At 69.1% G+C, this 12,398-nt stretch carries 11 protein-coding genes and 1 pseudogene; 7 read left to right on the plus strand and 5 right to left on the minus strand.

All coding sequences use genetic code 11. The features are described from left to right. Window positions 1-171: 171 nt before the first annotated feature. Window positions 172-1,986 carry a bifunctional metallophosphatase/5'-nucleotidase gene (locus KRAD_RS22885; RefSeq protein WP_012002022.1) on the minus strand — a complete coding sequence of 605 codons (1,815 nt, stop codon included), beginning with the start codon at window positions 1,984-1,986 and terminating at the stop codon, window positions 172-174. 325 nt (window positions 1,987-2,311) lie between these two features. On the opposite strand from KRAD_RS22885, the gene KRAD_RS22890 reads away from it, so the two are divergent. The 4 genes from KRAD_RS22890 to KRAD_RS22900 are packed head-to-tail and all read left to right on the plus strand — an operon-like array spanning window position 2,312 to window position 4,436. Next, window positions 2,312-2,656: an ArsR/SmtB family transcription factor gene (locus tag KRAD_RS22890; RefSeq protein ID WP_041293770.1), complete on the plus strand. Its 345-nt coding sequence runs from the start codon at window positions 2,312-2,314 to the stop codon at window positions 2,654-2,656. 11 nt (window positions 2,657-2,667) lie between these two features. Further along, complete coding sequence (locus tag KRAD_RS22895) at window positions 2,668-3,369, plus strand: methyltransferase family protein (protein ID WP_012002020.1); 702 nt, start codon at window positions 2,668-2,670, stop codon at window positions 3,367-3,369. Window positions 3,370-3,384: 15 nt separating this feature from the next. Continuing rightward, window positions 3,385-3,543, plus strand: coding sequence for a hypothetical protein (locus tag KRAD_RS26450; protein WP_162145162.1), 159 nt, complete (start codon window positions 3,385-3,387; stop codon window positions 3,541-3,543). Continuing rightward, window positions 3,540-4,436 (plus strand): cation diffusion facilitator family transporter, encoded by an 897-nt coding sequence (locus KRAD_RS22900; protein ID WP_041293819.1) that lies wholly within the window; start codon window positions 3,540-3,542, stop codon window positions 4,434-4,436. Before KRAD_RS26450 ends, KRAD_RS22900 begins: the two co-directional genes overlap by 4 nt. Window positions 4,437-4,660: 224 nt before the next feature. On the opposite strand, the gene KRAD_RS25415 is transcribed toward KRAD_RS22900, so the two are convergent. Together KRAD_RS25415 and KRAD_RS22910 are read right to left on the minus strand one after the other, a co-directional pair. Next, entirely contained in the window at window positions 4,661-5,386 is a 726-nt protein-coding gene (locus KRAD_RS25415) for a copper resistance CopC family protein (protein WP_012002018.1), read from the minus strand. Window positions 5,387-5,697: 311 nt separating this feature from the next. After that, window positions 5,698-6,201 carry a flagellar basal body-associated FliL family protein gene (locus KRAD_RS22910; RefSeq protein ID WP_041293772.1) on the minus strand — a complete coding sequence of 168 codons (504 nt, stop codon included), beginning with the start codon at window positions 6,199-6,201 and terminating at the stop codon, window positions 5,698-5,700. A 406-nt stretch (window positions 6,202-6,607) separates the two neighbouring features. Here KRAD_RS22910 and KRAD_RS22915 point away from each other — a divergent pair, with 406 nt between their 5' ends. After that, window positions 6,608-8,002 carry an alkaline phosphatase gene (locus KRAD_RS22915; RefSeq protein WP_012002016.1) on the plus strand — a complete coding sequence of 465 codons (1,395 nt, stop codon included), beginning with the start codon at window positions 6,608-6,610 and terminating at the stop codon, window positions 8,000-8,002. A gap of 1,438 nt (window positions 8,003-9,440) precedes the next feature. On the opposite strand, the gene KRAD_RS22925 is transcribed toward KRAD_RS22915, so the two are convergent. Both KRAD_RS22925 and KRAD_RS22930 read right to left on the minus strand, forming a co-directional pair. Continuing rightward, on the minus strand, window positions 9,441-10,040 hold the full coding sequence (locus KRAD_RS22925) for a hypothetical protein (RefSeq protein WP_012002014.1): 600 nt from the start codon (window positions 10,038-10,040) through the stop codon (window positions 9,441-9,443). A gap of 208 nt (window positions 10,041-10,248) precedes the next feature. After that, a complete protein-coding gene (locus KRAD_RS22930) occupies window positions 10,249-10,710 on the minus strand; it encodes a hypothetical protein (protein ID WP_041293774.1) in 462 nt (153 codons plus the stop codon). Window positions 10,711-11,235: 525 nt separating this feature from the next. Between KRAD_RS22930 and KRAD_RS22935 the strand changes: the two genes are divergently transcribed. Together KRAD_RS22935 and KRAD_RS22940 are read left to right on the plus strand one after the other, a co-directional pair. After that, window positions 11,236-11,568, plus strand: a complete 333-nt coding sequence (locus KRAD_RS22935; protein ID WP_012002012.1) for an ArsR/SmtB family transcription factor — start codon at window positions 11,236-11,238, stop codon at window positions 11,566-11,568. After that, window positions 11,568-12,371, plus strand: a pseudogene (locus KRAD_RS22940) (cation diffusion facilitator family transporter); the annotation flags it as partial. The gene KRAD_RS22935 and the pseudogene KRAD_RS22940, both read left to right, overlap by 1 nt. Window positions 12,372-12,398 lie beyond the last annotated feature (27 nt).

Consider the following 12,398-nt stretch of genomic DNA (forward strand, 5'->3'; position numbering starts at 1 on the left):
GGGCAAGCCCGTCGCCGCGGGTCTGGCGGAGGCGGCGGCATCTCCCGCGTCGGCGGCCAAGCGGGTCGATCGGTACACCGGCTGAGACGCCGCTGCCTCCGGTGCGCACCCATAGGCGGCGCCGGAGGCAGCGAGCAGTCCTTGTTCAGCCGGCGGCACGCCGGCGGTGGGTCAGCTCTGGGTGCTGATGCGGTCCAGGGCGGGCGCGCTGACCGGGGAGGTGGCGGTCAGGTAGGCGGTGAAGGCATCCAGGTCGATGGGGCCGGTGACGGCGTTGGTGGCGCCGGTGAGGACGCCGAAGCCGTCGCCGCCGCCGGCGAGGAAGTTGTTCACGGTGACCCGGTAGGTACTTGCGTCGTCGACGGGCTGCCCGGCGATCGTGACGGTCTCGTCCACGACGCGGCTGCCGGTGCACGGGTCAGCCCCGGTCGCGGCGGTGGTGCCGGTGGTGTCGACGGTGTAGGCGACCGAGGCGGAGGGGTAGAGGGTGCGCCCGACCTGGAACTGCTGCTCCAGCAGGCACTGGATCTGGGTGCCGGTGAGGTCGAGGGTGACGAGGTTGTTGGCGAAGGGCTGCACCGTGAACGCCTCCTCGTAGGTCACCGGACCGGCGGCGAGGTCGGCGCGGACCCCGCCGGGGTTCATGAACGCCGCCACCGCCCCTTCCTCGTCGTCGGTGGCGGCCAGCTGCGCGTCGGCGATGACGTTGCCCAGCGGCGATTCGCCCAGAGCGAACAGCGGGGCGCCGGTGGAGGAGGTGCCGGTGGGGAACAGCTGCTCCTGGGTGCGGGTCAGGTCCTGCGCTGCGGTGCCGACCTGGGCGGTGGCGATGGGGCCCAGCGCGGTGCGGTAACGCTCGATCAGGGCGGTCTGGGTGGCGTCCTTGGCCACGTCGCGGGTGACGATGACGTTGTTGGCCACGGCGGTGGTGACGTCGCCGCTGCGGCGGTCGATGCTGAGGTCGATGTCGGTGACCAGGCGACCGGCGGAGCTGGCGGAGGTGACGAGCTTGCCGTCGATGTCGCAGTTGTAGGCCTGGTGGGTGTGTCCGCTGACGACGACGTCGATGGCGTCGCTCATCCCGTCGGCGATGTCCACGATCGGCCCGGTCAGACCGTTGCAGCCGTTCACATCCCACGCGTTGGGCCCGGACTGCTGACCGCCCTGGTGCAGCAGGACCACGATGGACTCCACGCCCTGAGCCTGCAGCTCGCCCGCGTAGCGGTTGGCGGTGGCGACCTCGTCGGCGAAGTCGAGGCCGGCGACCCCTTGCTGGCTGACGATGTCCTTGGTGCCTTCGAGGGTCATGCCGATGAAGCCGACCTTGACACCCTGCACCTTCTTCACCGCGTAGGGGGCCAGCAGCGGCTTCCCCGTTTCGGTGACGAAGGCGTTGGCGGAGAGGTACTGGAAGTCCGCGCCCTCGTAGGGGGTGCCGTCGGCGCAGCCGTCGACGGGGTGGCAACCGCCGTTCTGGATGCGCAGCAGCTCGGCCGCGCCTTCGTCGAACTCGTGGTTGCCGACGCTGGCGTAGTCCAGCCCCGCCAGCCCGAGGGCTTCGATGCTCGGCTCGTCGTGGAAGGCGGCGGAGAGCAGCGGGGAGGCGCCGATGAGGTCACCGGCGGCGACGGTGATGGTGTTCTGCTTCTTCTGCTGCTCAGCGAGCTGACGCAGCTGGGTGGCGAGGTACTCCACCCCGCCGGCGTCGACGGTGCTGGCGCTGCCGTCGGCGTTGACGCCGGTCTGGATGCGCCCGCCGGAGCCGGTGGGGGCTTCGAGGTTGCCGTGGAAGTCGTTCAGGGCGAGCAGCTGCACCTGCACCGGCGGCGGCCCGCTGGGGCGTCCACGCTCGGCGGCAGACACGCCCACAGCACCGGCACCGGCGCCGAGGGTGGGGTGGGCGGTGGGGTAAGCGGCAGCGCTCAAAGCGCCTGCCGCCAAGGTGGCGACGCCGACGGCGGCCAGACGGCGTAGGGGGGTGAACATCACGAGAGAGCTCCTGAGGGGCGCAGGGACGTGAGGAGTCGCAGGGACGTGAGGAGTCGCAGGGACATGACGTGAGCGCGGCCGGTGAGGACGCTGTGGGCCATCATGGCGGGCGCCACGCCCCCGACGATGTCGCTAAGTGAACACCGCACCAGCAACAGATGGACGTTTCCCCGGGGTAGAGACGCCAACCGCTCGGACGGACGGGGTGCCAGGCCAACGGCTGCCTCCGCGCCCCTGGTCCGCCCCTGCGCGCGCTGCGAGTACCCACACCGATCGTCGATACACCCTTCCTTGGATACAGGGCACGATGTACCTTTAGGTCGTGGACACCGTGACTCACGCCGAGGTGCTCGCCCGCTTCGGTCATGCCCTCTCCGATCCGACACGCTGTCGCCTGCTGATGGCGTTGCAGGAGGCGCCCGGGTACCCGGCCGAGCTGGCTGAGCTGCTGGGGATCTCGCGTCAGCTCGTCTCCAACCACCTGGCCTGCCTGCGCGGGTGCGGGCTGGTCGTGGCCGTGCCCGAAGGCCGGCGGGTGCGCTACGAGCTGGCCGATGGACGCCTGCGCCACGCACTGAGCGACCTGCTCGGGATGGTGCTGGCCATCGACCCCACCGTCGTGTGCCCGGACCTGAACCCGAGCCTGGACCCGCATCCAGAGAAGTAGGAGCGCTACCGATGACCGCCCTCGCGCTGGGGCTGTACCTGGTGGGCCTGCTCGCGGTCTTCGGTGTGCGGACCTGGCTGCATCGCCGCCGCACCGGCAGTTCCGGCTTCCACGGCATCTCCGGGCCACGCGGCTCGCTGTCGTGGTGGGCCGGCATCGCCTTCGCGACCGCTTTGCTGCTGCAACTGCTCGCCGCGCTGCTGGCCCTGCTCGAGGTCCTGCCCGCTCCCGTCGAACCCGCCCGGATCGCAAGATCCGTAGGTGTCGCAGGTCTCGTGCTGGCCGTGGCCGGTCTGATGGGCACCCTGGCGGCGCAAGCGGCGATGGGCGTCTCCTGGCGCATCGGCGTGGACGAAGATGAACGCACGAAGCTGATCACCAGTGGAGTCTTCGCCTGGGTGCGCAACCCCGTCTTCACCGCGATGGTGACCGCTCAGCTGGGTGTGGGGCTGATGGTGCCCACCGTGCTGTCGCTGGCGGCGGTGGCACTGCTCGTGCTGGCGGTACAGCTCCAGGTCCGGGGTACCGAGGAGCCCTACCTCCTGCGCACGCACGGGCAGCACTACGCCAGCTACGCCGCCCGCACCGGCCGTTTCCTACCCGCCCTGGGACGCATGAGGAGCACGGGGCACGACCACGGGGCCCGGGGCGAAGGCCGCCGCAGCACGAGCCGCCGCCCGGATCATCACTACGAGATCATGGAGACCACGTGAGGCACGAGCACAGCGATGACCCCGGACATGGACCCAGCGGCGGAAGTCCCGGAAGTCCCGGAGATCACGGGGATCACGGGGATCACGGTGGGCGGGGAGATCACGGCGGGAGTGGCGGTCACGGCGGTCACGGCGGTCACGGCGGTCACGGCGGTCACGACCACGGAGCGCTGACCAGCAACCGCCGCCGCCTGGGCATCGCGCTGGGCGTCACCGTCACGATCCTGCTCGTGGAGGCCGTGGGGGCGTGGTTGTCCGGTTCGCTGGCGCTGCTGGCTGATGCCGGGCACATGCTCACCGACTCCGCCGGCCTGGCCATCGCCTTGATCGCCGCTTCACTGGCCGCACGCCCAGCGACCCCTCAGCGCACCTGGGGCTATCGCCGAGCCGAGGTCCTGGCCGCCACCTTGCAAGCCGCGATCCTGCTGGCGGTGGGGGTCTTCATCATCGTCGAGGGCATCCGCCGGCTCCTGCAGCCCCCAGAGGTCGCCTCCACGGCGATGATCGTCTTCGGTGTCGTCGGCCTGCTCGGCAACGCCGCCTCGATCCTGGTGCTCACCGGCGGACAGAAGGGGCAGAACTCGAACCTGAACATGCGCGCCGCGCTGCTGGAAGTGATCAACGACGCCCTGGGCTCGGTCGCCGTCCTGATCGCTGCGGTGGTCATCGCCACCACCGGCTGGTTGCGCGCCGATGCGCTCGTCTCCCTGCTCATCGGCGCGCTGATCCTGCCGCGCACGATCAAGCTGCTGCGCGAGACCATCGAGGTGTTGCTGGAGGCCACTCCCCGCGGCCTGGACCTGGATGCGGTACGCCGGCACCTGCTGGAGTTGCCGCACGTGCGCGACGTGCACGACCTGCACGCCAGCCAGATCACCTCCGGTCTGCCGGTGCTCAGCGCGCACGTCGTCGTCGACGACGGCTGCTTCCACGACGGCCACACCCCGCAGATGCTCGACGCGCTGCAGGCGTGCGTGGCTGAGCACTTCGAGGTCGCCATCGAGCACTCCACCTTCCAGCTCGAACCGGCCGCCCACGCCGCTCACGAGGCGGGCGCTCACCACTGAGCCGTCCCGGGCAGCTCCACGCCACTCCATGCCGCGCCACGCCACTTCACGCCACGTCACGCAGGTCCCGCCCGGGGCTGATCGCTCCCCGCATTTGCAGCGATCAGCCCCGGGCGTTCTGGCAGCGCACAGTCTCAGGCAGCGCGCCGTTTCAGGCGGCGCGCAGTCTCAGGCGGTGAGCGGCTTCTGGCGTGAGGCCTCGGGTGGCAGAGGGCAGGGACGCGTCAGCTGCGTCGGCGCCGGCGGGTCAGCGCGACGACGACACCGGCGATGACGGCCAGGGCTAGCGCCACCGCCCCCAGCAGGAGAGCCGTCGATGTCCCCGAGTTCGTCGAGGCGACGGAGTCAGTGCTCGGAGTCGATGACGTTGAAGTGGTGGGCGAGGCGGCCGGCGACGTCGGCGATGTCGATGACGACGTCGCTGACGGCGTCGGCGATGTTGATGGCGGCGTCATGGTCGACGTGGCCACTGCAGCAGGCGTGGGAGCAGCGGTGGCGGTGAAGCCGAAGGAGCCCGAGATGGGGTGCCCGTCGGAGGAGGTCACCCGCCACTGCACCTCGTAGGTTCCGGCGGGGCTGGCGGGGGTCACCGCCTGAGTGATGGTGGTGCCGTCCACTTGCGCCTGCCCGGTAGAGACCACCCCGGAGGGTCCACTGACCTGGACCTGCGCGCCCAGGGAGACCAGCTCAGCCGACATGGTCAGCTGCACCGTCGCCGGCGCCACGTCCACCGTGGCGCCCTCAGCCGGGATCGAGGAAACCAGCCGGTCGTGAGCGGCAGCAGGTCCAGCCAGCAGCACAGGCACACCCAGCCCCACCACGGCTCCCGCCAGCACCCCCACAGCCGACCCCACGACTCGGGTGGCCGCGGTCCCGCTCACGCGGCGGGCGCGGCCCCCGGGGCGCGGCGGCGCGTCTGGCAGGCGCTTGAGGCCGGCGAGGAAGGGCATGAGCCCACTGTAGAGGTTGCTACGACGCCGCGTCGTAGTCCTTCCTCATGCATCCAGCACCTCCAGACGCCGCCGGGCCAGCCCAGGGCGCATGAACGAGGCACGGGCTCCGCGCGTCAGTCGCTCCTGGGCCGGACCCCGCCTGCGTGATGCGTCGCCGCCCTCACCGACGCACTAGAGCGCGGCGGGCTAAGGCCCTGCCGCGCTCTAGAAAGCGATGGTGCTGAGTGGCCAGAGTCCACGGAGCCGCGGAAAGAGCACCGGCGAGGGCTTACTGGTGAGGACTACTGGTGAGGACTACGGGTGAGGAATCACTGCATGACGAACTCGGTGAGGTAGATCCCCATGATCGTCTCGTGCTCCACACCCTCCTCGTCCTTCTCCTTGTAGGCGGTAATGATCTTCTCCTGCAGCTCATCCTTGTAGTGCTGGCGCTGCTTGGCGTTGGAGAGGTCCGCCATCGACAGCCCGCCGAACTCGGCGATGGCCAGGTCCAGCGCCTTGCTGCCGTCAGGGCCGCCGGAGCCGTGGCCTTCGCCTCCGCCTTCGACGAGGACGCCCTGCAGGGCCAGCCCGATCTTCAGGTAGTGCCCGTCGGCGAGGTTGATACTGACCGGGTCCAGGGCGGTCACGTCGCCGGGGACCAGCTCCTCCTTGACCGTCTCTGTAGCCGCCGCCTCAGCCGGCTTGACGAGCATGTAGGTACCCCCGACGCCTCCGCCGAGCAGCAGCACCGCGCCGAGGGCACCGACGATGATCATCTTCTTCTTCTTGGTGCCGGGCGTGGTGTCGTCACTGGTGCTCTTGGCGGCCATCTCACTTCTCCTGTCGAGGGTGCTTACCGTCGGCTTGCCTGACGGCAAGGTGGTCCCTCTTCTTGTTGGCATCACCGGAGCGACCTCAAGCCGCAGGGCGCAGATCAGCGCGCAAGCACCCGTTCGGGTGAACAGCGCACGCCGGAGCCCGACGCCACAGGAGTCCAGCGCCTCACGAGACCGGCACCTCGCCAGCCCGGTGCTTCACGACCCCACGGCTTCCTGGAGCCCGCCGCCGTGACTTGCCGGGCCCGTGGACATCACAGGCAGTAGCAGAGCGCTCACAAGCACCGGCCTGACGCCATCGAGTGGCCGCGCGGTGTTCTCCTCTGCGCCACCCGTAGGTGGGGGCGGTCCTGATTCGCTGCGCACGCCCCCGAAGATGAGTGTGTCCCTTGGAGGACCTGTGCGTTCTGGTCGTCGTTCCCCCTCCCGTACCTCCCAGTCCCGTGCCTCCCTCTCCCGCCGCCTCCTGACCGGTGCCGCGGTGGTCGGCGTGGTCACCACCGCCACCGCCGGCGTCGGCATCGCCGCCGAAAGCGCCCAGCGTCCCGACACCCGCGCCCACCTCGCCCCCGAGGTTCAGCTGAAGTCGAGCAGCGCCAACGCTGGCGAGACCACCCCGGCCGGTGAGAGCACCAAGGCCAAGAACATGATCCTCTTCGTCGGTGACGGCATGGGTGCCGCTGCCCGCCAGGCCGGGCGCCTGGCCCTGGCCGGCCTCGACCGTGACCTGTACATGGACTCCCTACCGGTCTCCGGCCTGGTGCACACCTCTCCTGAAGACCCCGAGGCCTTCATCACCGACTCCGCGGCCGGTGCCACCGCCTATGCCACCGGGGTGAAGACCTTCAACGGCGCCGTCGGCGTCGACGCGCGCGGCAACGCCGTCCCCACCATCCTCGAGCGCGCTTCCGCCGCGGGCAAGGCCACCGGGCTGGTCACCACCGGGCAGATCACCGACGCCACCCCGGCCGCCTTCGCCGCCCACGTCTCCGACCGTGGGCAGCAGTCGCTCATCGCTCAGCAGTACCTGACCTCCTCCCAGCCCGACGTCCTGCTCGGCGGCGGGGAGGACTGGTGGCTGCCGGCGGGCACCCCCGGCGCCTTCCCCGACGCCCCCGCCGAAGACCCCGAAGAGGGCAGCCGCTCCGAGCACGGCAACCTGCTGCAGCAGGCCCAGAACGACGGCTACACCTACGTCAACTCCGCCGAGAGCCTGCAGCAGGCCGACGGTGAGAAGCTGCTGGGCCTCTTCGCCAACCAGGAGATGTTCCAGCAGAACCCCGAAGGCGAAGGCGACATCTACGACCCCGTCGTCTCCCTGCAGCAGATGACCACTAAGGCCCTGGACACCCTCGCCAACGACGAGGAAGGCTTCTTCCTCGTCGTGGAAGAGGAAGGTGTGGACGAGTTCGCCCACTCCAACAACGGCGCCAAGACCATCCAGGCGATCGACGAGCTCGACAAGGCGGTCCTGGCCGCGCGCACCTTCGCCGAGCAGGACGGCGAGACCCTCGTCATCACCACCGCCGACCACGAGACCGGTGGCCTCAGCGTCGAATCCGTCGACGAGGAGGACGAGTCCGGCGCCGGCGAGGCCGAAGGCATCTCCGCCGAAGACGGTCCCTTCCCTGTCCTGGGTGGCCCCGGTGAGTTCGTCATGGACTGGACCACCAGCGGACACACCGGCGTCGACGTGCCACTGACCGCCTACGGTCCCGGCTCGCAGCTGCTGAGCGGCACCTACGAGAACACCTACGTCCACGACGCAATGCTTACCGCTCTGCTGGGCCGCTGATCCAAGCATAGATCCCGACAAGACCTTACTTCACGGTCCATCGCACCCGGTCTATCGAACGCCACGTAGGGCAGCTTTTCTTTCGGAAGCCGCCCTACGTGGCGTTCTGAACCGCCCCGGTTTCCATGGAGGCTCTGGTGTGTCCCGCGTTCCGTGGAGATACACCACCATGGGGAAATCGTCGGCATTATCCCGCAGTGCCCATGACCCGCGGGGTTTCGTCATTTCTAGGGGCTTTACTACCCAGGCCAGTCCGCTCAAGCCCGCTGCCGGCCCACCCGCTAGCTATCTGATCACGAGGCTGTCCAAGCCAGACGGCGGAATGAAGCCCGTGCACGGCCGCAATTCCGCAGCCTCCAGCGATCTAGCAGACTTCGGCCACGACACTGCCCCTACCAGCGCAGCGGTGGGCTGCCCGACGGCTCCCTGAGCTACTCGGACAGCTGGAGCCTGTATCGCCACCTCCCGCGACTGCGCCGTCCGCGCCACCAACACCGAGCTCCTGCGCCTCCACCGCACCATCGAATGCGACATCCTGGGCCACTAGCACCAAGCCGGCCGGAGGCGAAAATCATCGACCGTCTCGCCCACAACCTACGCGACGTGATCTCCGACTAGCGCGGCTTCTCCTGCACCCAACCTGCACTTCATGCGCGTCTTCGCTGCGGCCGAGCCCGACGAGAAATTTGTGCACCAAGCGGGTGCACAACTTCCCCCGCGTTACCCACCATCTTTCGGGACCCTCATCACCGATGAATTCATCCCTGATGCTCCCGCGGGTGCAGCACGACCGGTGTCACCGTCACCGCCGCGCACTTCCAGCATTCCCGCGCCACCCCTCACACCACCAACGGCACCGTCTGCACCACCGAACGGTTCAACATCTCCCGGCACCCTGGAACCACATCAGCCCACCCCACGCGTCAGCCCCTCACCATGGCGGGAGATCCGAGAACGGAGACCGTGTAGACCGCTGCAGGCGATACAGGTAGCGACCTTTCACGGCATCCACCCCCACCCCCAAGGACCGCGCGATCGTCTCCCACGGCATCAGTTGTTCCCGCTGACGATGAACCCACCTTTGCAGTGACGTCTCCGTCCCCGGCGGGGAGTCATCACTGACCCCGATCTCGAACCACCTCCGCTCCAACTCGACCAGCTGCGCCTCCTCGGCCCTGGCCTCGGCAAGCCTGGCCTCGAACTCCTCCGACGTCATGACATCTCCCTCGAGACCGGCACTTGGCCGCAGAACCGCGTCACGAGCCGACCCCGACTCGGATCCTCAGCCATCCTCGTCACCTCGCTGTCTCGGTCCTCATGGCTCCCCCTCATCCGTGACGTCGGCCACGGGTCCGCCGCCCCGCGGTCCACACCCGCTCATCGAATCCCTTGACTAGCCGGTTGCTAGGAGGAAGCTAGCTACCGGCTCAGCTGTGCGTCAGGGTGCCGCTTCCTGCACCGCAGCCGCCCACGCCACCGGCAGCTCATAGAGGTCGGAGACCAGCTGCACCGCGGCGCGGTGCTCGTCGTTGGCGGGGTCCAAGTACTCGGCTGACTTTAGGTCCAGACGCACCTGGCCGTGGACGGCCCAGCAGATGGCCCGGTCTCCGTCGGCGTGGCGGGAGTAGTAGCGCAACCCCTGCACGCCCAGGACGTCGAAGAGCAGGAAGCTGATCTCCTGGGTGACCGGGCGCCCGACCCTGCTGCTGGCGTTGCGGATCAGGCTGCCGTCCAGGTGGACGCTGCCCTCCTCATCTCCGAACGCCGCCACGACCTCGGGCTTGGACAGCTCGCTGCGGATGCGGTGATGGCTGTCCAGCGCGGCGAGCAGACGCTGGTTGAACACGTCCACCAGCCGGTCCAGGCGAATGCTCGGCGGGGGCTTGAACAGGCCCACCTGACTCTCCGCCAGGAAGTCTTGCACCCCCTGCACCTGCTCGGGGTCCCCCAGGTCATCCAGGTCAGGATCGTCCAGGCCGGGGCTCATCGCCTCCAGCAGGGCATCGGCGACCTTGGCGTCCTTCAGGGATACCTGCACCCGATCATGATTCCAGGACGCGACGACACCCTAGGGAAGCGCAGCGCACACGCCCACCGGCGTCGGGGCGGCGAGCGCGGTGACGACGGTTGCGGTGGCGCTCAGGGGCAGCGCATCAAGGCCACGCATCCGGGCGCACTTGGGAATGGTGCGTCAAGAGGCCAGCTCGCGAGGGGCCCTCTCGTAGTGCCTCTGTTGGATTCGGAAGTCAGCCCTCCAGGAAGGCCCGTACGGCGCTGCGCACCTCCCCCATGACCTCAGGCAGCGTCTCGGCGGTGGTCTCGCGGATCATCACTACCGGGGCGCGGTCATCCAGTGCCGGCTGGCTGCTACGCAGGAAGCTGGCCGCCACCGCGGCGCTGTAGTGGGTCGTGATGGCCCCGACGACCTCCGCCAGGGCGGTCACGCGATCACGCGCCATCTCCTGGCGCGGCTCCGCGCCCTTGCGCCAGCCGGCGAGCTGGCGGGCGTCTTGCAGGCCGGCGCCGGCGGCGGTCAGGCGCGGGCCCACGGTCGTGAGCAGGGACTCCACCAGCTCGGCGAAGGTGCGCTTCTGAGCGGTCGCCGCGGCCCGCTGCACGGTCTCACTCGGCGTGCCGGGCACGACGGTGATCAAGTCGGCTGCGTCCTGGACTGCATCTTGGACTGCATCCTGGGTCTTGCTGCTCACGGCTGTTCCTCCTCGGGCCCGGTGGTCCAGTGGAGCGGGGAGCTCAGACATCCATCAACCCCCCCCCCCACGGGTCCACCTGAAGCTCCTGCTGCCCTCATGTCACTCTGTTGCGCCACGCGACGCTATATAGCCGAGTGCTTACTGTGGTGCTCGTTGCGTCACTCTTGCATGTCTATCGCGATTTGTGCAGCCCGGGAGCCCTGGTGGTCCACCTCGCGTCATGGTGAGCAATCGGCTTGGATCGGGATGCGACCGGGCCTCCTGCAGCTCCTCAGCGCGGGTGGGGCGCAAGCAGGGCTCAGCAGGACGCAGGCATCGCGTTCTGGCGGGACTCGCTAGTGCTCTCATGTTGCCGAGGTGGCATCCGCTGCAGGCTGGACAACTCGCTTAACGCCCGACCGCCGCCCGTATCGGGGCGTACTCGGGACATGCAGGAGCACGATGAGGTCGTTCGACTACGACCTCACCTAGCCAAATATTTCAGCTTCCACTGACGTCAGCCTGTGATGTAGCGTTACGGACATGGAGACGCTGAGCCACATCGGGGTGCTGGCCCGCTTCGGTCACGCCCTGTCCGACCCGACCCGGGCCCGGGTGCTCATCGCGCTGCGTGAGGCCGGGGCGTACCCCACCGAACTGGCCGAACAGCTCGGCGTCTCGCGCACCAGCTTGTCCAACCACCTGGCCTGCCTGCGCGGCTGCGGCCTGGTCGTGGCCGTGCCCGAAGGCAAACGGATGCGTTACGAGCTGGCCGACGGCGGCCTGCGCAAGGCGCTGGAAGACCTGCTGAGCACGGTGCTGACGGTGGACCCCGCAGCCTGCGACGCGTCTCGCGCCGGTGAGGACTGCTGCTGATGGACACCACCCACACTCCTCACTCCGCCCACCCCACCGGCCATGGCAGCGCGCGCACCACTGTTCACGGCGCGGCCCGCTCCGCCCTGAGTGCAGAGCGCCGTGACGTACTGACCCGACGGGTGCGGATGTTCGTGGCCGCGACCATCACCTACAACGTCATCGAGGCCGTCGTGGCGCTCAGCGCCGGCGCCAAGGCCGGCTCGACCGCGCTCATCGGCTTCGGGCTGGACTCGGTCATCGAGGTCTCCTCCGCGGCCGCCGTGGCGTGGCAGTTCTCTGCTTCTGACCACGCCGTCCGGGAGGCGCGAGAACACCGGACGCTGCGCATCATCGCAATCTCCTTCTTCACGCTGGCCGCCTACGTCAGCGTCGAGTCCGTGCGTGCACTGCTCGGGGACGGGGAGGCCGAGCAGTCTTCCGTCGGGCTGGTGCTAGCGGCGTTGAGCTTGATGATCATGCCGCTGCTGTCGGCCGCCCAGCGCCGCGCGGGGCGTGAGCTGGGCTCGGCCAGTGCGGTGGCCGACTCCAAGCAGACCCTGCTGTGCACCTACCTCTCGGCGGTCCTGCTGGTCGGTCTGGGTCTGAACGCAGCTCTTGGCTGGTCCTGGGCGGACCCGATCGCTGGTCTGATCATCGCGGTCATCGCGGTCAAGGAGGGTTTGGAGGCTTGGCGGGGGGAGGGCTGTTGCACCCCAGGCGCTACCCTGCACACCCAAAACCTCAGTCATGACGGCGGTGCTGGTGATCCGGGCGGCTGCACCGACGGCTGCTGCACTCCTGCAGCGACGACGCCCGCCGCGATGTCGCCGGCGATGTCACTGACTGCA

The organism is Kineococcus radiotolerans SRS30216 = ATCC BAA-149, assembly GCF_000017305.1.
GTDB lineage: Bacteria > Actinomycetota > Actinomycetes > Actinomycetales > Kineococcaceae > Kineococcus > Kineococcus radiotolerans.